Source organism: Prevotella sp. P6B1 (genome assembly GCF_000702825.1).
Lineage (GTDB): Bacteria > Bacteroidota > Bacteroidia > Bacteroidales > Bacteroidaceae > Prevotella.
In genome coordinates, this window is record NZ_JNKF01000017.1 from 1 (window position 1) to 19,999 (window position 19,999).

Consider the following 19,999-nt stretch of genomic DNA (forward strand, 5'->3'; position numbering starts at 1 on the left):
TCTCTACCTTTGCCACCAAATTAATTAAATCATTTCGATATATGAATAAAAAAGCCATTAAACTGATAATGCTACTTGGCCTTTTTTCCTGTTGCACATCAGATGACAACAAGGAGAATAGCGAATTGGAGTGTACTGTTGAAATCAGGAATAAGGATTTGGTTGAGGCCATTACAGAATACCAGAATATGATGTATAGCGAATACAAAAAAGATATTGAATCAGGAGATTCTGTCTATGTAGGCATTTGGTCAAGAGATATTAACGATAGCATATATCGATATTACCTAAGTCCTGTTCGTGGTATGTTGATTCTTCCTGTACTTGCTCCCTTTGACCTTTGCAAAGTAAATGGACACCACGTATTATCCTCGCATGCTAATTTGTCAATGATAATTCGGCAGGAAAGAAGATTTAGTGTTCTTTCTGATAATGCATACATCAAGTATTCAAAGATTCTTTTTCCCAACGAATATAAAGATAATCCTAAAGGGAAAATCCTGGATATTTGCCACCCTACAGATTGCTATCTTACATTCCTTGGTGATAGTTTGATAGATAAAACATATAGATGTGGCAGTCCAAGAGATAAAGTCCTTGTAAAACTTAATGGCGAGGAGGTGTGTCTATAAATTGTGGCGTTCGTTCGTGGTATGTGACATGCGATGATTTGAAAGACTGTGTCTGTCGGGAAGTCGGTATAGATGAGTCTGGTAGTTTGGAATAAATCGTAAGGTAAGAAAGATTGGAAGGGTTAAGCAATGGAAATTACAAATTGTCTAAAGAAGTATTCTGACGTTTATTACGAAGAAATGTTTGGTTCTTCTGTTACGAAAAACAATGATGGCTTCAGTCATGCATCGAAGTTCTTGTCAGACTTTGCTCTAAGTACTGATGAGTATCTTCAGGAGTGTGCTCCCAAAATGCAGAAAGTATTCAAGCCCGTTGGAGTTGCAGAATTTAAGATATGCACATCTCCTGTTAATATGCTTTTCCAACCTGATTATGAAACAACACTTCTGATTTCCTCTCCGCTGTTTATGGAAGATACCTATCATCTTATCCAAAAGATTTGTCAAGCGTGTGGCGATCGTTTTCTCTATATCGTTGAGGATTCGGTGGAAGATACGGCGTTTCAACTGAAGATACCAGTTACTACAAGGTGGGAGCAATTACAGTCTGGAGGTTTCATTTCTACTGTATTGTTTAATATGCCATACAACAATTATCGCATCTTTGGTGATAGCTGTAGTTGGGGAAGATGGTGCGATTACGAAAATTCTTGGGCGGATTATGAGATATTCGGCAGCAAATGTGATATACCAGAAATAAAGGATTATCTTCAAAAGATGGCTTTGTCTTTAGATGATTATTTATATATGCAAAACAATATAGGTTTCCCCAAGAGTATTCATGTCATGATTGATGGGGAGCGCGGGTGACAGGGGATGTTAACTCTCCTGATTGAAAGGTATTTCGTTTGGTGTAATACAAAAGTTATAGAGATGAAAAAACAACAAATCATCCATAAAAATGATTATTATCTCCGACTTCGTAAATCCGGACGTTTTTTCTGCTGAGTTAACTCGATTGATGAAATGAGCCAGCTCGTTTCATCGTTTGAATTAACTCGCGGTTTTTCAGTCACTTTATTTTTTTGAAAGAATTGTTAATAAAAATGCTAACGTAAGGATAAAAAACGTATATTTGCAGCATCAACTCTTTCATAACATTAAAGTATCAACCTAAGACTAAGAAGTAGTATGAAGTATCTTAGCAAAATGCTATTCGCGGCTGTAGCCGTGTGGCTGACGTTGCCCATGGTGGCAGGCAAACCCAAGTTCCAGAACTTTAAAGTGTCGACTTATATCCGAGCGCAGGATGTGGCGAGGATGGACGATGAGAAGTTCCTGAAATCAACATGGGAAGTGGTTAACTCACAGGTGGACCTCGACAAGATCTATCTCGAAACGCACCGTGATGCCTTCACAGTGCCCGAGAAGACCATGCTGAAGGTGAAGAAGTTCTTCCTGTCGAAAGGACTCGAGGTGGGAGGCGGTATCACCTATACCCGTTCGGAACCTACCGATTTCGAGACCTACAGCTATGCCCGTCCCGACGAGCGCCAGGTGGTGAAGGAGGTGGCTGAGTACACGGCTAAACTGTTTGATGACTTTATACTCGACGATTTCTTCTTTATCGACCTGAAGAATGATGATGAGATTGCTGCCAAGGGGGCGAAGAGCTGGACAGAATACCGCCTGCGACTGATGGCTGATGCCGGACGTGAACTGGTGGTTAATCCTGCCAAGGCGGTGAATCCCAAGGTGAAGGTCATCGTCAAATACCCTAACTGGTACGACCATTTCCATGGTCTGGGGTTCAATCTCGAGGAAGAACCCGTGTATTTTGACGGCATCTGGACTGGTACCGAGACGCGCGATCCTGGGTCGGCACAGCATCTGCAGAACTATCTCAGCTATAATGTGGTGCGCTACTTCGATAATATCGCCCCGGGCAAGAATGGCGGTGGCTGGGTGGATGCCGGTGGTATCCACATGAGCATGGACCGTTATGCCGAGCAGCTGCATCTCACCATGCTGTCGAAGACACCGGAGATTATCCTGTGGAACTACATGCAGCTCTGCGAGGTGAAGATTACGCCCCAGCAGCGCGCCAAGTGGCAGGAGGCTGCCAGCAGTTTCAACTACGACGCGATGGTGGCTCCCTATACACGTAACGGCAAGACTGTTACGCCCACCACATTGGCACGCTATGCCGATGTGACCCTGCATCAGACGGACAAGCTGATAGGGCAGCTGGGGCGTCCCATCGGTCTTGCCTCGTACAAGCCTTATCATTCTTCGGGTGAAGACTTCCTGCAGAACTACTTAGGTATGATAGGCTTGCCGATGGATATGCACCCGCAGTTCCTCGCCGACCGTCAGCAGATACTGCTCACCGAGCAGGCTGCCAAGGATCCACAGGTAGTGGAGAAAATCAAAGCGCAGTTGAAGAAGGGGGGCGATGTGATTATCACTACCGGTCTGCTCAAGGCCATCCGTTCAAAGATAGCCGATATCTGCGAGCTCTATTGTGGCGACCTGAAGGCCATCGTCAACGACTTTGGCTATTCGGGCAAGTCTGAGCGTGAGTTTATCATTCCTCAGGTGAAGTACTTTACCAACGATGCCTGGGAGGTGGTGAGCGCCGGTCGTCCGCTGAACGGGGGCGTGTCGGGCTATCCCATCCTCCTGCGCGATACCTACTCCAAAGGTACGCTCTTCGTGCTGACCATACCTGATGACTACGGTAACCTCTATGATTTCCCCGCAGGTGCGCTGAACATCATCCGTCGGGCCATGAGCAAGGATGTGGGCGCTTATATCGAGGGCCCGTCGAAGGTGTCGTTGTTCCCTTATGACAATAAGACCATGGTGGTCGAGAACTTTAACGACGAGGCGGTCAGCATCCGTGTGGTGGTATGTGCCAAGGTAGCTGCTATGCGCAATCTGCTGACGGGCGAGAAGCTCTCACCAGCCCAGTTGCCCAAGATGCCACCGATGTGGGGGCGTAACCGTTTCTTCGGCTATCCCGATGGCGCATCGGTGTTCGATGTCAGGATTCCCGCCCACAGCTATGTGGGATTAGGCTATTAAATAAAAATCTCCCGCTCAGTTGAGTGGGAGATTTTCGTATCTTGTGCTTTCTTATTTACTTGTTCAGCTTCCAGGTGACACCGTCCTTGGTATCCTTCACCTCGAAACCGGCGGCTGCCAGTTCGTCGCGGATCTTGTCGCTGGTAGCCCAGTCCTTGTCGGCCTTGGCTTTGGCACGCAACTCAAGCACCATGTCCATTACCTTACCAAAAGCAGCCTCGCGCTCATCGTTAGTACCGCTCTTCTCTTCCTTCAGTCCAAGGATGTCGAAGGCGAAGAGGCGCATGGTCTCTGAGAGCTCCTTCAGGCAGTCGGCACAGATGGTGGCCTTGTGGTCGATCAGCTTGTTAACCACGGTGCAAGCCTCGAAGAGATAGCTCAGTACAAGCGGTGTGGCCAGATCGTCGTTCATGGCGTCGTAGCACTTCTGGCGCAGGGCTTTTACTATTTTCTCGGTCTCGGCATCGCACTTATCGGCAACCTGTACGCGCTCCAGATCGGCAATGGCGTTCATCAGTTTCTCATAACCCTTCTCGGCAGCCTGCAGGGCCTCGTTCGAGAAGTCGACGGTGCCACGGTAGTGGGCACTCAGCACGAAGAAACGGATGGTCATGGGCGAGTAGGGCTTCTCCAGCAATTCATGCTTGCCGGTGAAGAACTGCTCGAGGGTGATGAAGTTGTTATACGACTTACCCATCTTCTGACCGTTGATGGTCAGCATGTTGTTGTGCATCCAGTATTTCACAGCAGGATGACCCATCGATGCCTGAGCCTGGGCAATCTCACACTCGTGGTGGGGGAAGATCAGGTCCATGCCGCCGCCGTGGATATCAAACTCCTCGCCCAGATACTTGCGGCCCATAGCGGTACACTCGCAGTGCCAGCCGGGGAAACCGTCGCTCCAAGGCGATGGCCAGCGCATGATGTGCTCGGGCTGTGCTTTCTTCCACAGGGCGAAGTCGGCCTGGTTGTGCTTCTCGCCTACGCCGTCGAGGTTGTCGCGCGAAGCATCCTTGATATTCTCTAATGAGCGTCCGCTCAGGATGCCGTACTTGAACTTCTTGTTGTAAGCCTCGATATCGAAGTAGATAGAGCCGTTGCTCTCGTAGGCAAAGCCGTTGTCCAGAATCTGCTGCACCAGTTGCTGCTGCTCGATGATATGACCTGTGGCGTGGGGCTCGATAGAGGGGCGCAGCACATTCAGCGCATCCATATACAGATGGTAGCGGTTGGTGTAGTACTGGGCAATCTCCATAGGCTCCAACTGCTCCAGGCGCGCCTTCTTGGCAATCTTGTCCTCGCCCTCGTCGGCATCGTGCTCCAGATGGCCCACGTCGGTGATGTTGCGTACATAGCGTACCTTATAGCCCAGGTGTTTCAGATAGCGGAACACCAGGTCGAAGGTAATCGCGGGACGGGCGTGCCCCAGATGGGGATCGCCATACACCGTTGGTCCACACACGTACATGCCCACATTCGGGGCGTGAAGCGGCTCGAAACGCTCCTTCTGTCGCGTCAGCGTATTATAAATGACAAGCTTTGATTCCATATTCTCTGTAATTTTTGGCTGCAAAGGTAATAAAAAAATAGAAAATAATGCACATTTCGTGCATTTTTTATTCGTTGCCGATGGATTGGATGCTGTGGAGCAAGTCCTGCTGAATGAGCCCGTTGGTGGCTACCACGCTGTTGCCTTGTGTGAAGTCTGCCTGACCATTATAGTCGGTGACAGTGCCGCCAGCCTCTTTCACCATCAGGGCACCTGCCATGAAGTCCCATTGCCCGATATATTGTTCGGCATAACCGTCAAAACGTCCGGCTGCCACATAGCATAACGCCATGGCTGCCGAGCCGCACATGCGGATGCTGCCTACATGACCATAGAACTGATCGATGAGACGTTTGATGACGGGTTTGTAGGCATCGCTGTTGTATGGCAGCTGCAGGCAGAGCAGGGCGTCCTGAATCTGCTGGTTGCTGACCTGCAACCTGTTGCCGTCTAAGTAGGCACCGCCGCCCTGCCATGCATAGTAGCACTCATCGTGGCACACCTCGTAAACCACGCCTATCAACACCTCGTGGCCCTGCAACAAGGCTATGCTAACGGCATATGGCGCATACTGGTGGATAAAGTTGGTAGTGCCGTCGAGTGGGTCGACCACCCAGGTGAGGGCTGCGGGCTTATCCTTGGCTGTTCCCTCCTCGGTGATGAATCCTGCCTCGGGCAGTAACTCGCGCAGAGCACTCACAATACGCTGCTCCGAGCCTTTGTCCACATACGATACATAATCGTGAGCGTGCTTACGTTCTACACGCTCTAACGAGAACTTCTTCCGCTCCTCTCTGATATAGGCGCCTGCCTGTCTGGCCACTTCGCAGACCGACTTTGTTAATCTCTCTAACTCCATTTTTCTTTCACTTAATGCTGCAAAGGTAAGAAGTATTTTTGAGTATTCCAAATAAAATGAGTAACTTTGCACCCGAATATGGAAAAAAGTATTTCGCAACAAAGTGTTTTTCAGCGTCCTCTATGGGCGGCACTCATGGCTTTTACGGCTGCCTTCCTGTGGGGATGGGCTTATCCGTTTATCAAACTCGGGTTCAACGAGTTCGAGATAACAACGGATATGACGGGCAGTAAGATGCTGTTTGCCGGTATCCGATTCTGTATCTCGGGCATCATCATCCTCTCTATTGCATACTTCACGCACCGCTCATTCGGCTTCAAGGATGAGGCGAAAGCGCATATCGTGGGCAACAGCCTGTTCCTGCTGGCATTCACCTTGTTGAATACCACGCTGCATTATGCCGCTTTCTATATCGGCTTGTCGCATAGCCAGGGCAGTAGGGCCGCCATTCTGAACTCCCTGAGTGTGTTTACACTGGTCATCCTGGCGTGTGTGTTCTTCAAGAGCGATAAACTGACCATGCGTAAGATCATCGGTTGTACCATCGGCTTTGGAGGTATCCTCTCGCTCAATGTAGGTGGTGCGGAGAGTGGTTCCTTTACCATTCTCGGCGATGGCATGATTATTCTCAACGCGCTATGCGGTGCCTTTGCCGGCCTGCTGACACGTGGCGTAAACAAGCGCGTGGATGTGTTCGTGGGTACGGGCTACAGTCTGGGTGTTGGCGGTGCTCTGCTCATCATTCCCGGTTTGCTGTTAGGCGGCACGTTGCCCCACGTCACCCTGCTCGGCCTTTTTTATCTGCTGATGCTTATCGCTATCTCTACCATCGGCTTTACACTCTACAACAAACTGCTGACCTGCAACCCGGTGGGTAAGATAGCAATATGGAACTCGCTCATCCCGGTTGTAGGTGCTGTCACCTCATGTCTCTGCCTGGCTGAGGAGTTCCAATGGAAATATGCCGTTGCCGCAACGCTGACAACGGCAGGTATCTACATCATCAATAAGGGGAAACGATGACCTTCTTGGTGGTCTGGCCTTGACGCACGATGTAGATGCCGGGCGACAGGGCATCGAGACTGTTGCCGCAAGGCTGGCCTGCTAACGTGTAAACCTGATAGCTCTTGGTTGTATCGAGAGGTACATCGGTGATGCCGCTGGACTGATGGGTGTAGTTCAGCTTGCGGTCCATCCAGCCGATACGCTGCTGCATATACTGGCGCACATTCTCTACCTCGGCTGTATAGCTACCCCATATATGCGGGTTCTGGTGTACATACTCATTCATGATGGGCCAACGGAGGAAGTTGAGCTTTTGCGACTGGTCCAGCGCCTGTTCTAATGAGTCGATATAGGCCACCATGCTCTCCTCGGTCAGTCCCCTCTGGCGGGCTTCGCCCCAGAGGGCGGTGAGCTGTTGCTTGGAATAGGTGTCGTTAACCACAATCTTATCCACAAACTGCTTCATGTTGCCTGCGCAGCTGCCACCGCTCCTGTAGATATAGTCGGAACGGTTGCTGGTGATGGGGTAGGTGCGGTTGTCGTTGTTGAATGCCAGATCGAAATCCCATACCGGACCGGTGTATAGCATCTCCTCATCGGCGGGCTTATACATATATACACTCCAATAGGTGTCGGTATTGCCTGATAGCTCGCCCACCAGGAAGTGGCGCAGGAAGCTGTTCAGGTCAAGATACTCTTTCCACTGGTTCTCCATCTTGTTGAAGAAGTTCTTGATGTCGGTGACCTGCTCGGCGGTGATGGTCTCCTCGTCGGGCGACTTGATGGTGACGGGATTGTTCTGATTGGATACAAAATACACGGGCTCGTCGTAGGCATAGGCATCTACCTCAATCAGATAGCTGTCGTCGGTGATGTTGACACGATTCTTGTTGACCTCAATCTGATCGCACAGCTGATAGCAACCCTTATATTCGCCATTCAACAAGACATCTACTGCCGTTCCATAGGGCGTGTAGCTCAGTCCCATCCGGCGGCTCAGCTCGAAGGCCAGCAGATTACGCATCAGTGTCTTGTCGCCATAGTTGTTGATCAGTGTCCACTTCTTGGCTTTGGCAGGCGCGTCGAGCACGTTCTGTTTCTTGTCGAACTTGATGCGATAAGGCTTTTTGGGGAACTGACGTGAGGCATTACCACGCTCCTTGGTGGTACCAGGCTCTGACAGCAGATGGGTACCGTCTTCGGAGATGATGGTGAGCTGCGAGGTAATCTGGTGCTCCTTGTCGTAAGGAATCTCGCCGTTCAGCGTGTGGATACTGACTGTGGGCAGGTTGGTTACCTGATAAAGATGCGAATCGTCGCCCTCGCCGGGGGTGCCGTAGAACTCCAGCTCGGCAATGTTACAGCGTGCATCCGACGGTCCGATGTAGCGTACGTAACGGAAACCACGTGAGCAGTTCACATCGGCATACGACATGGTGCCGATGGTACCTTTTTCGCTGATCAGGTAGATGGGGAGGGCATCCATAAAGTCCTCGCGGTTGGCGCCTTCGAATACACCTAATACTACTCTGCCTTCACCCAGTCCGTCATTACGGGGCGACCAGCCCACACGGGTGATGACGTGAGGTGAACCTAAGTCCAGTCCGGTCCATGTGTAGCTTCTGTCCCACGAGGCAAAAAACGTGCTCAGATCGCCATCGAATGCGTTCTCGCGGGTGTTGACAGTGGTTGACTTCTGACCAGTCTGATAATTGACTGCTTCCAGCGTGCCGATAACGGTGCCTGATAGCTTCCCGTCAGCATGAGCTGTACTTTGATAACTTGTTAGTAAGAAAAGAGCAAAAATAAATTTATTAGTCATAGTTGTTTATTTGATGACGAGTACAAAGCCGCCACGGGGTTGTGTGGTGATATGGCGCGGGAGCTGATTGCCTGTAGTGATCAACCAGTCCTTGTTGCCAGTCAGTTGCCATTGTGATGGATCAGCATCGGCAAAGGTCTTCACGCAGTGGTTGCTGCCTGTGATGAAACTCAGATCTACATCGAGTGTCTTCTGGCTGTCGGTACCGTTGATACCGGCTACATACCAGGTGTTGCCACTGCGACGGGCCAGTACCACGCTTTCGCCAGGATAGCCGCTCACATAGCGTGTCTCATCCCAGGTGGTGGGCAGCTGACCGAAGAAATCCTGTACGGCCTGTGGCTGTGCAAGATAGCTCTCGGGCTTGTCGGCGAGATGCTGCAGGGCACTCTCGTAGAGTACGGTCAGCGCCAACTCGTGGGCATCACTGGTGATATGCGGGTGCTGCGAATCGCTGAAGGTACAAGGGGTGTAGTCCATCGGACCGATAATGTTACGGGTGAATGGCAGGGTGGTGTTGTGACTGGCTGCTGCCTTGGTAAAGGTAGCCACGTTGTTGTACCACTCAGCACCATATACACCCTCGGTAGAAAGCAGGTTGGGGTAGGTGCGCTGCCAGCCACGGGGTACGGTAGCGCCATGGAAGTTGACCAGCAGGTGGTGCTTGGCGGCGCACTCCAGCAGGTCGATGCAGTAGGTCATGTCGCGCTGGCAGTCGCCTGAGAAGAAGTCGATCTTCACGCCTGCCACGCCAATCTTCTCGCACCAGGCAAACTCCTTTTCGCGGTCTTCGGGCTTGTTCAGGCGGAACTTGGGTGTTGGTGCGCCGTCAATCCAGCCTACTGATGAGTTGTACCAGATCATGGGCTTGATGCCTTTCTGGTTAGCGTAAGCTACGGCATCCTCGATGGTCTTACCATCTTGCATCTCATCCCACTCGGCATCAATCAGTACGTAAGGTAACTTGAGTGTGACAGCCATGTCGACGTATTTCCTGATGATGTTATAGTCGTTTGAGCCATGGTTGTATGCCCAGTATATCCATGATACTACACCCGGCTTGATCCAGTTGGTGTCCTGCAGCTTGCAAGGCTCGCTGACATCGGTGACGAGGGTGCTCTGGATGAGGTCCTGCATCGAACCGATGATGGCAACACGCCAGGGTGAGTGCCACTTTCCCTTGAAGCTGATCTCGTTCACATCAGGGGTGACGCGCAGCAGGTCGCCATCGGTGTAGAGACATGCCGCAGCCTGGTTACGCTCGATATTAGCTTCGGTAAGCAACATGAACACGCCGTCCTGAGGTTCTACCAGTGTGGGGAATCCCCAGCGCAGGTTGTAGCCCTCGGGCGATTTGACCATACCAGCCATACGACCGATAGGCTTGATCTTGCCTGTGGTGCTCATGGGGTAGAAGCCCTCGTAGCTGTCGGTCCACTGCAGCATCCAGCGCTTGGTGCCTTCGGGAATCATGTAGGCCGTCTGCTCCTTGGGCAGTTTGCCGTTCAGGCCACTCAGCTCGTAGCGGAAGGCAGCGCCGTCGTTGTAGAGGCGCAGTACCAGTTGCAGTCTGCCGTTCAGCTTGGCCACATATTCGTTGGCCTCGTTGGTGCAGATGGACTTCTTACCTGCCAGCATCTCGTAGTTGGCGGCAATCTTATGGGTGGGTTTCCATTTCAGTCTGCTATTCTTGATGCCCTCATAACCTAACACAGGGATGTTGAGCACTTGTTTCTGCTGGTAATTCACAGTGATGCCTGCGGCACTGTTTGCAACGGTCAGTTTGCCGTTGGGTGATACGGGTTGTTGAGCCCAGGTGCTGACAACAGCCAGACACATGGCGCATACTGATAAAATGGATTTCTTTATCATATTATTCACTCATGTTTTTGATATACGGTAATTGTGGCAGTTCGCCGAAACCAAAGAACTGCTTGGCATTCTCGCCTAAGAAGAGCTGTTTTTCGCGGTCGGTCAGCTCGGTCGACTTCAGGACGAAGTCGTACGACATCTTGTAGGTGATGGCGGTGATGGTGCGTGGATAGTCGGAGCCCCACATCAGTTTCTCCATGCCTACCTCGTCGGCAGCCTCCTTGATGGCACGAACGGCTGAGGGGAATGGATAGAACTCATCGTTGAAGAGCCAGGTGATGCCACCACTCTCTACAAAGACGTTTTTGTGACGAGCCAGGCGTATCTGACTCATCCAGCCCTCGCGGGTCACCATGCCGAAATGGCCGATGGCTATTTTCAGGTTGGGGCACTCTTGTATAATCTCCTCCATCTGCCCCACCTGGGCATCGCCATCCATCAGCTCGATGCCGAGAATCCTGCCTTTCTCTTCCAGCAGGTGCATCAGCTGCATCATCTCGTCGGTCAGGAACTGTTGGGGCAAACGGGCGGCAGGCACTTTGATGCCCTTGAAGGAATCGACCACTGCCGGTGCCATCTCCATGTATCCCGGATAGCGATAATCCAGCATGCCAAACGTGAAGAAACGGTTGGGGTAGCGGTTCTCTACTTGTATCAGATAGCTGTTCTGGATACCGTCGATGAACTCCTGGGTTACTACAGCAGCAGCCACCTGGGCGTAGTCCATGTTCGAGAGGAAACGCTCGGCGGTGTTCTGTCCGTCGGTCATGAAGGGGGGCAGCATCTGTCGTTCCTCACCAAAGAACAGCGAGCGACTGCGGTTGGGTTCCAACTGGCAGATACGGGTGCCGTTGACCACCGTGTCCTGATTCAGCCAAAGATGGCTATGTGCATCAATAATTAGTTTCTCCATATCTTGTTTATTCTTCGTAGGCTTCCTGGGTCATTTCCACGGCTACGGTCTCATCCTTGAACCGTGCCATAGGGTAGTATTCCAGACCTTTGTACTGTCCCTTGTCGCCCCATGAGTTCTTCATCACGAAATACTGCTCGCCGGCTTCATCATGGGCAATGCCGACAATAGCCATGGCATGGTTCTGGTCTTCCCAGCACACACCGTGGTGGCGCCTGACTGCCCGTACGGTCTTTGCTAACAATGAGTCCATGGGAATGTTCAGATAGCGTTCGTGGGTCCAGTTGTCGGGCACGTCCAGTTCTGCCTCCTCATCGTAGGGCAGCTTGTCATTGCTCATCAGGGCTATGTATTCGCCTGGCTTGCACACGCTACGGGCAAACTCCTGAGGTGTGTATTGGGCGCCCAGCATGAATACCCATTGGGGAGCAGGCGTGTCAACTTTGCGCATGGCATCGTAGCCACAAATGCCGTATTTCTCTATCATCGTGATGAGTGTGGTGGGCTCGCCACGCTTGGTGGCGGGGCAGGCTGTCTCCTGTTCAATCAGCTTCTCTATATAATAAGGTGATAGGTTGACCGAATCGCCCCAGCTCAGGTGCTCGGTCTCGATGGCAGCCAGCATGGCGTATATCCAGCACGTCTCGCTGTCGCCCTGGTCCTTCACGGGGGTCATGCGGTTCATGACCTCGACGGTGAAGTGTTTGCCCGTTGGTGTGTAGGTACTTGTTTGCTGGGCACAACTGGTCACCAGCATTGCCAACCCCATACAATATACGATCACGGTTTTAAGTTTCATGGGCGCAAAGGTAATACTTTTTTAAAAGACTGAGATACAGAGGTGCAGAGAATTATATTAAAAAAACAAAAAACTCGGTATCTCTGTGTCTCTGTGTTTTATATTTTGCGTAACTTTGCAGCCCAATTCAACGAGTATGCATATCGCAGTAGCAGGAAATATAGGTAGTGGAAAGTCAACGCTCACCCGACTTTTGGCCCGTCATTACGGCTGGGAGGCGAGGTATGAGGCCGTGGACCATAACCCCTATCTTGAAGATTACTACCGTGATATCCAACGTTGGTCGTTCAATATGGAAGTGTACTTCCTGAAGGAACGTTTCCATGATCTCATTGATATCGCCCAGGCCGATCATACCATCATTCAGGACCGTACCATCTACGAGGGTGTGTATGTGTTCATGGAGAATAACCGCGATATGGGCAACCTGAGCGAGCGCGACTACGAGACTTATATGGAGCTGTTTGAACAGATGATGACAGTCGTCAAGGTTCCCGACCTGATGATCTATCTGCGAGCTTCGGTGCCCCATCTGGTAAGCAATATCCAAAAGCGTGGCCGTGACTACGAACAGAGCATACAACTGGAGTATCTGCAGAACCTGAATCGCCGTTACGACGATTTTATCAAGAACAAATACCCTGGTCGTGTGATTACTATCGAGAAAGATCATCTCGACTTCCTTAATATTCCTAAGGATCTCTCTGGCATCATCGACAAAATCGATGCAACACTCTTCGGATTGTTTTAATTATCAATTGTCAATTCTCAATTTAAATAAATTATGCATATTGCCGTAGCAGGAAACATTGGTAGTGGCAAGACCACGCTGACTAAGTTGTTGGCACATCGTTACAATTGGATTCCCCGTTTCGAACCCGTGGATAATAACCCGTATCTGGCTGATTTCTATGCCGATATGCCTCGTTGGTCGTTCAATCTGCAGATTTACTTTCTGAACAAGCGCTTCAAGGAGGTGGTTGAGATTGCCCAGTCGGAGGATACCATCATCCAGGATCGCACCATCTTCGAGGATGCCCGTATCTTTGCACCTAATCTACATGGACAGGGCTTGATGAGCGATCGCGATTTTGCAAACTATACCGATCTGTTCGATCTGATGATGTCGCTCGTGAAGTTGCCCGACCTCATGATCTACATCCGTTCAAGTATCCCAACTTTGGTGGCTCAGATTCAGAAACGTGGTCGTGAGTATGAGCAGACCATGCGTCTGGACTATCTGCAGGGCTTGGAGAAGCGTTATGAGGACTGGATTGCTACTTATAAGGGCCCGCTGATTATCGTTGATGGCGATAACTGTAAGTTTGGCGACAACCCCGAGGACTTCCAGCAGGTATGTGATCTGATAGACCAGAAGCTATACGGCCTGTTCCCCTTGGAGTAAAAAGTCCTGAAGTCCTGTAGTCCGTTGCAAAAAAATATCAAGATGATACAAGATTACGAAATAATGGCCCCTGTGGGTTCACGCGAGTCGCTTGCCGCAGCTATCCAGGCTGGGGCTGACAGCATTTACTTTGGTATAGAGAAGTTGAATATGCGCGCCCATTCGGCGACAACTTTTACCATCGACGATCTGCGCGAGATTGCTCAGACCTGCGATGAACATGGCATTAAGAGCTATCTCACCGTGAACACGATTATCTATGGTGAGGATATCCCCTTGATGCACGAGATTATCGATGCAGCCAAAGAGGCAGGCATCTCGGCTGTCATTGCCAGCGATGTGGCTGTGATGACCTATTGTAATCAGGTGGGCCAGGAGGTTCATCTGTCAACCCAGCTTAACATATCTAATATAGAGGCCTTGAAGTTCTATGCCCAGTTTGCCGACGTGGTGGTGCTGGCGCGTGAGCTGAACATGGATCAGGTGGCTGAGATCTTCCGTCAGGTAGAGGAACAGCATATCTGCGGCCCAAGCGGCAATCAGATCCGTATCGAGATGTTCTGTCATGGTGCCCTCTGCATGGCTATCAGCGGTAAGTGCTATATGAGTCTGCATGCTGCTAACCGTTCGGCGAATCGTGGTGAGTGCATACAGGTGTGCCGTCGTTCATACACAGCTACCGACAATGAGACCGGCTATCAGCTGGATATCGACAATAAGTATATCATGAGTCCGAAGGACTTGAAGACCGTGCGCTTTATCGACCGTATGATGAAGAGTGGTGTGCGTGTGTTCAAGATTGAGGGTCGTGCCCGTGGTCCCGAATATGTCTATACCGTGGTTACCACCTACAAGGAGGCCATACAGGCTGTGCTCGATGGAACATTCACCGAGGAGAAGAAGGATGAGTGGGATGCTCGTCTGGCAACCGTGTTCAACCGCGGTTTCTGGGACGGTTATTATCAGGGTCAGCTCATGGGCGAGTGGAACAAACACTACGGATCGAACGCTACCGAGCGTAAGGTATATATAGGTAAGGGTGTGAAATACTTCTCGAAGTTGGGCGTGGCCGAGTTTACCGTTGAGGCCAACACCTTCAAGGTGGGCGATAAGATGCTGATTACAGGTCCTACCACCGGCGTGATGTATGTGACAGCCAACGAGATTCACGGCGACAATGGTCCCGTAGAGGTGGCAGAGAAAGGCACCCGCGTGTCGATAGCCGTCACCGATAAGATCCGTCCGAGCGATAAGCTCTTCAGATTGGAACCGGTAGAACCGAAAGCATGATCATACCATTAGGGGGGCGCATCACTGCGCCCCCCTAATTAACTTACTAACCAATTACTAATCATTATACTAACAAAAACCTATAAATGTATGAAAAAACTAACTCGTTATCTAACTAATCATTTCTGATTTCCGATGCAAAGATAGGCTGAATTTCCGAGCCTTCAAAATACTTTCAACGAACCCCTAAAAATGTTCAGTCAATTTGTAGATTTATATTTTCTTAAGGCTGAAAATTAACTGATTTTAATATGGTGGATGTTTGGTAGGATAGGGGAAATTTAGTATCTTTGCAGGCAAAAATTAGAGCTATGACAATTAACGAAATTCAGGATGAGATTATCGAGGAGTTCAGTGGTTTCGACGACTGGATGGATAAGTATCAGTTACTCATCGATTTAGGTAACGAACAGGAGCCTTTGGATGAGAAGTACAAGACAGAGCAGAATCTGATTGACGGCTGTCAGAGTCGTGTGTGGTTGCAGGCCGATCTGGTGGATGGCAGTATCCACTTCAGTGCAGAGAGCGATGCCCTGATTGTGAAGGGTATTGTGGCCTTGCTGATTCGTGTGCTGAGCGACCATACGCCTCAGGAGATTCTGGATGCAGATCTGTACTTTATTGAACAAATAGGCCTGAAGGAGCATCTGTCGCCTACCCGCAGCAATGGTCTGCTGGCCATGGTGAAACAGATCAAGATGTATGCGTTGGCATTTAATGAGACACTTAAATAATAATAACTAAATAACCATATGATACAGACAGTAAAGAAGCGCGATGGGCGCATAGTAGGATTTAACGAACAGAAAGTAATGGCCGCTATCCGTAAGGCCATGTTGCACACTGATAAAGGCGAGGACGAGCGTCTGCTCTACCAGATTACCGACCGTATTGCCCAGAGAGGTGAGAGTCAGATGACGGTGGAGGAGATTCAGGACCTGGTGGAGATGGAGCTCATGAAGTCGAGTCGTAAGGACGTGGCTCAGAAGTACATCGCCTATCGCAACCAGCGTTCTATTGCCCGTAAGGCCAAGACCCGTGAGGTATTCCTTGATATCGTGAATATCAAGAACAACGACGTGACGCGTGAAAACGCCAACATGAATGCCGATACCCCTGCGGGCATGATGATGAAATTTGCCAGCGAGACAACCAAGCCCTTCGTAGATGACTATCTGCTGAGTGAGGAGAGTCGCAACGCCGTAGAGCATAACTATCTGCACATTCACGATAAGGATTACTATCCCACCAAGAGTCTTACCTGCGTGCAGCATCCTCTGGATAATATCCTGCAGAACGGTTTTACCGCCGGACATGGTGCCTCGCGCGCAGCCAAGCGTATTGAGACAGCCAGTGTGCTGGCATGTATATCGATGGAGTGTGCTCAGAACGAGATGCACGGCGGACAGGCTATCCCTGCCTTCGACTTCTATTTGGCACCCTACGTGCGTATGAGTTATATTGAGGAGCTGAAAGCCCTCGAAGACCTGTATGGCGAGAGTTTCAAGGACTTATACGATGAACCTTTGATGGACTACCTGAAGGCACCACTCGATGGTCTGGAGGGGCGTGATCGTGCCCGTCAGCATGCTATCAACAAGACCGTTGGTCGTGTGCATCAGGCTATGGAGGCCTTTATCCACAATATGAACACCATCCACTCGCGTGGTGGTAACCAGGTGGTGTTCTCGAGTATCAACTACGGAACCGACACCAGTGCCGAGGGTCGTTGCGTGATGCGTGAGATCCTGCTTTCTACTTATGAAGGTGTGGGCAATGGCGAGACAGCTATCTTCCCTATCCAGATATGGAAAAAGAAACGCGGTGTGAACTACCTGCCTGAGGATCGTAACTTCGACCTGTATCAGCTGGCATGTAAGGTGACTGCCCGTCGTTTCTTCCCTAACTTCCTGAACCTGGACGCCAGCTTCAATCAGGATGCAGAGTGGCGTGCCGATGATCCCAAGCGTTTTGTACACGAGGTGGCTACGATGGGCTGTCGCACCCGCGTGTTCGAGAACCGCTTCGGGCCAAAGACCAGTATTGGTCGTGGTAACCTCTCGTTCTCGACCATCAACATCGTTAAGCTGGCCTTGGAGTGCCGTGAGGAACAGGATCAGCAGAAGCGTATCGATATGTTCTTTGCCAAGCTCGACCAGATGCTGGAGATTACTGCCAAGCAGCTGGACGACCGTTTCCAGTTCCAGAAGACAGCCTTTGCCAAGCAGTTCCCTCTGCTGATGCAGTGCCTGTGGATTGGTGCCGACAAGCTGAAGCCGATGGATACCATCGAGAGCGTCATCAATCAGGGTACTCTGGGTATCGGCTTTATCGGACTGGCTGAGTGTTTGGTGGCTCTGATTGGCAAGCACCATGGTGAGAGCGAAGAGGCACAGGCCTTGGGCGTGAAGATTGTAACCTATATGCGTGACCGCGTGAATGAGTTCTGCGAGCGCTATCATCATAACTATAGTGTGCTGGCTACGCCTGCCGAGGGTCTGAGCGGTAAGTTTACCAAGAAGGACCGTAAGGAGTTCGGTATCGTGCCAGGTGTGACTGATCGTGATTACTATACCAACTCGAACCATGTGCCCGTGTACTATAAGTGCTCTGCCCGTCATAAGGCTGAGATTGAGGCACCTTATCACAACCTGACCCGTGGCGGACATATCTTCTATGTAGAGATTGATGGTGACGCTACGCATAATCCACAGGTGATTATGAGTGTAGTCGATATGATGGATCAGTTGGATATGGGTTACGGCAGTGTTAACCACAACCGTAACCGTTGTATGGACTGTGGCTATGAGAATGCCGACGATCATCTGGAGAAGTGCCCCAAGTGCGGCAGCGCTAACATCGACAAGCTACAGCGCATTACAGGCTATCTGGTTGGTACTACCGACCGCTGGAACTCAGGTAAACTGGCTGAGTTGAACGACCGTGTGACTCATATCGACCACGCCGCCCAGGAGCAGAAACTGTTCTGATGATCAGGGTATTAGACGTCATAGAAGATACAATGGTGGATGGACCGGGGTTCCGGACGTCCATCTATTGTGCTGGATGCAGGCATCAGTGTCCCAGCTGCCATAATCCCCAGTCGTGGGATTTTGGTGGCGGGCGCGAGATGAGCACTGAGCAACTGATGCAAATCATCGAGGCCGACCCATATGCCAACGTGACATTCTCGGGTGGCGACCCTATGTATCAGTGCGACGGATTTGCCGAACTGGCCCGCGCCATACACAGCCGTACCAACAAGGATATATGGTGCTATACGGGATTTACCTACGAGGCACTGATAACACGCGCACAGCGCGAACTGCTATACGAGATAGATGTGTTGGTGGACGGTCCGTTTGTAGAGCGCCTGAAAGATCCCGACCTGCTGTTTCGTGGCAGCTCGAACCAGCGCATCATCAACGTGCCCGCATCGCTTTACGAGGGGCACGTGGTATTGTGGGAGCCGGATATCAACGTTTAGGCTTGGCTAATTTTGCCTCATAATCATTAATTTTCTTCATGTAGTATTCGCGGAAATCGCGATAATGATAATAGGGCGCTATATCAGTAGGTATAGGCAGCGTGGCCTCGTTTTCGTTAAGCAGTACCTTGAAGATAATGTCATGATCTTTTTCGTCCTTCCGGTAGAATATAAACTGGATGTTGGCCGCCATGGGGAATACCTCGAAGTTGATCCAACCATCGATATCCAGGCGGTCCAGATCGCGTATCTCACGACCATAGCCATTCAGTCCTAACAGACAGGTGAGCGGCAGGATAATCGTTTCGTGTCCAAATCGCAATGTGGCGCCAGGGTGCGGCTGGTTAATGCAGCTGTCGGCATCCAGGATGATACGCTCCAGAAGCCGGCGCTGGGTGTAAGGCTGTTTGCCGCCATTGAAGGGATTGCAGCCAAAGCTGAGGTACCAGAATGCATTAGCCTGGAGCCAGTTATTGTAGAGCTCGTCGGGCGAATAGATATCGAACAGACTGAACAAGTCGCGCATCTCGGTGCCTTGTACACTCGATGCAATCTTGAAGATGGAGCGGTTTAACTCAAAAGCGTCCACCTCCCGATTGAAATAATCCTTGTCATTAAACAGTTTGCTCATGGCGGGCTTGTGAATTTCGTATTTCGCACAGAAATTCTTGTATGCCTGTTGGGTTTTCTTGGAATAGCGTTTCTTGTAGAGCGCCGAGTCCTGCATGTTCATGTAGTACATGTCGTGCTGTGAGGCATCGGCATTAAAGATGAGCTTCGGGTTGTTTTTTGCCAGTTGTAGTAGCTCGTGCTGCATGGAGAGGATACAGCGGATAACGACTGTGCTCTTGGCTTCAATCACAGAGCGCCCTTGGAATACTTCTGGGAAACGGTCGTACATGCGCTGGGCAATCTGCTGATGTTGTACGGCGCCAAGCGGTGTCAGGTCGCCATAACGGTCTTGGGCATCTTCGCGCAAGTAGCCTAATAGCCGTAATGCCTTCTGACCTAACTCGGTCAGTTTTCCAAGGCTGTCAGCCTTGAGTAGAACCTGATAGGGATAATCGTACTCTTCGGCCTTAATGAGATAACGCGATCCATGACGCGAATAACTACTGATGTAGAATGGCTTTTCACCTGAGGGTGACGGCGTGAGTTCTCGTGTCGGTCCCTGGTAAGCATAGTAATTACTGCCCGCCTTGAGAAAGTCTCGTTTCAGTTCTTCGCGAACGTTTTGAGCGCAGACGGAGGTTACAGATAGTGCCCAAAGGGCAAATAATACCACTTTTCTCATAATTTTCTCTCCTTTTCGGTGCAAATATACAAAAAAAACATTATT

17 protein-coding genes are annotated in these 19,999 nt (G+C 50.4%); 10 read left to right on the forward strand and 7 right to left on the reverse strand.

Features of this window, described 5'->3' with window-relative positions; genetic code table 11:
* The 3 genes from T495_RS0114050 to T495_RS0114060 form a co-directional block, all read left to right on the forward strand.
* On the forward strand, window positions 1–632 hold a 632-nt coding region (locus tag T495_RS0114050; RefSeq protein ID WP_231495123.1), incomplete at its 5' end, for a hypothetical protein.
* 129 nt (window positions 633–761) lie between these two features.
* On the forward strand, window positions 762–1,442 hold the full coding sequence (locus T495_RS0114055; protein ID WP_033149141.1) for a hypothetical protein: 681 nt from the start codon (window positions 762–764) through the stop codon (window positions 1,440–1,442).
* Between the two features lie 321 nt (window positions 1,443–1,763).
* Window positions 1,764–3,659, forward strand: coding sequence for a hypothetical protein (locus T495_RS0114060; protein WP_155993714.1), 1,896 nt, complete (start codon window positions 1,764–1,766; stop codon window positions 3,657–3,659).
* A gap of 55 nt (window positions 3,660–3,714) precedes the next feature.
* Here the strand turns inward: T495_RS0114060 and cysS are convergent, their stop codons facing one another.
* Both cysS and T495_RS0114070 read right to left on the reverse strand, forming a co-directional pair.
* Window positions 3,715–5,208, reverse strand: coding sequence for a cysteine--tRNA ligase (gene cysS, locus T495_RS0114065; RefSeq protein WP_028903316.1), 1,494 nt, complete (start codon window positions 5,206–5,208; stop codon window positions 3,715–3,717).
* A 67-nt stretch (window positions 5,209–5,275) separates the two neighbouring features.
* A complete protein-coding gene (locus T495_RS0114070; RefSeq protein ID WP_033149142.1) occupies window positions 5,276–6,067 on the reverse strand; it encodes an inositol monophosphatase family protein in 792 nt (263 codons plus the stop codon).
* 78 nt (window positions 6,068–6,145) lie between these two features.
* On the opposite strand from T495_RS0114070, the gene T495_RS0114075 reads away from it, so the two are divergent.
* On the forward strand, window positions 6,146–7,090 hold the full coding sequence (locus T495_RS0114075) for a DMT family transporter (protein ID WP_033149143.1): 945 nt from the start codon (window positions 6,146–6,148) through the stop codon (window positions 7,088–7,090).
* On the opposite strand, the gene T495_RS0114080 is transcribed toward T495_RS0114075, so the two are convergent.
* The 4 genes from T495_RS0114080 to T495_RS0114095 are packed head-to-tail and all read right to left on the reverse strand — an operon-like array spanning window position 7,071 to window position 12,478.
* Complete coding sequence (locus tag T495_RS0114080) at window positions 7,071–8,894, reverse strand: CotH kinase family protein (RefSeq protein ID WP_028903319.1); 1,824 nt, start codon at window positions 8,892–8,894, stop codon at window positions 7,071–7,073. The genes T495_RS0114075 and T495_RS0114080 overlap by 20 nt on opposite strands.
* 6 nt (window positions 8,895–8,900) lie before the next feature.
* Window positions 8,901–10,766, reverse strand: coding sequence for a glycoside hydrolase family 97 protein (locus T495_RS0114085; RefSeq protein ID WP_051652080.1), 1,866 nt, complete (start codon window positions 10,764–10,766; stop codon window positions 8,901–8,903).
* Between the two features lies 1 nt (window position 10,767).
* The gene (locus tag T495_RS0114090) at window positions 10,768–11,679 is read right to left on the reverse strand and encodes an amidohydrolase (RefSeq protein WP_033149145.1); all 912 of its coding nucleotides are present in this window, start codon (window positions 11,677–11,679) and stop codon (window positions 10,768–10,770) included.
* Window positions 11,680–11,686: 7 nt separating this feature from the next.
* Window positions 11,687–12,478: a C1 family peptidase gene (locus T495_RS0114095; protein WP_033149146.1), complete on the reverse strand. Its 792-nt coding sequence runs from the start codon at window positions 12,476–12,478 to the stop codon at window positions 11,687–11,689.
* Between the two features lie 136 nt (window positions 12,479–12,614).
* Here T495_RS0114095 and T495_RS0114100 point away from each other — a divergent pair, with 136 nt between their 5' ends.
* The 6 genes from T495_RS0114100 (at window position 12,615) to nrdG (ending at window position 18,660) form a co-directional block, all read left to right on the forward strand.
* Window positions 12,615–13,229 (forward strand): deoxynucleoside kinase, encoded by a 615-nt coding sequence (locus T495_RS0114100; RefSeq protein ID WP_028903323.1) that lies wholly within the window; start codon window positions 12,615–12,617, stop codon window positions 13,227–13,229.
* A gap of 33 nt (window positions 13,230–13,262) precedes the next feature.
* Window positions 13,263–13,883, forward strand: coding sequence for a deoxynucleoside kinase (locus T495_RS0114105; protein ID WP_033149147.1), 621 nt, complete (start codon window positions 13,263–13,265; stop codon window positions 13,881–13,883).
* Between the two features lie 42 nt (window positions 13,884–13,925).
* A complete protein-coding gene (locus T495_RS0114110) occupies window positions 13,926–15,173 on the forward strand; it encodes a peptidase U32 family protein (protein ID WP_033149148.1) in 1,248 nt (415 codons plus the stop codon).
* Window positions 15,174–15,484: 311 nt separating this feature from the next.
* Window positions 15,485–15,907, forward strand: a complete 423-nt coding sequence (locus tag T495_RS0114115; protein WP_028903326.1) for a SufE family protein — start codon at window positions 15,485–15,487, stop codon at window positions 15,905–15,907.
* An 18-nt stretch (window positions 15,908–15,925) separates the two neighbouring features.
* A complete protein-coding gene (locus T495_RS0114120; protein ID WP_033149149.1) occupies window positions 15,926–18,163 on the forward strand; it encodes an anaerobic ribonucleoside triphosphate reductase in 2,238 nt (745 codons plus the stop codon).
* The gene (gene nrdG, locus T495_RS0114125; RefSeq protein ID WP_033149150.1) at window positions 18,163–18,660 is read left to right on the forward strand and encodes an anaerobic ribonucleoside-triphosphate reductase activating protein; all 498 of its coding nucleotides are present in this window, start codon (window positions 18,163–18,165) and stop codon (window positions 18,658–18,660) included. The genes T495_RS0114120 and nrdG overlap by 1 nt, the downstream gene beginning before the upstream one ends.
* Here the strand turns inward: nrdG and T495_RS0114130 are convergent.
* Window positions 18,650–19,954, reverse strand: a complete 1,305-nt coding sequence (locus T495_RS0114130; protein ID WP_033149151.1) for a histidine-type phosphatase — start codon at window positions 19,952–19,954, stop codon at window positions 18,650–18,652. The two genes, nrdG and T495_RS0114130, sit on opposite strands and share 11 nt — an antisense overlap.
* Window positions 19,955–19,999: the final 45 nt, after the last annotated feature.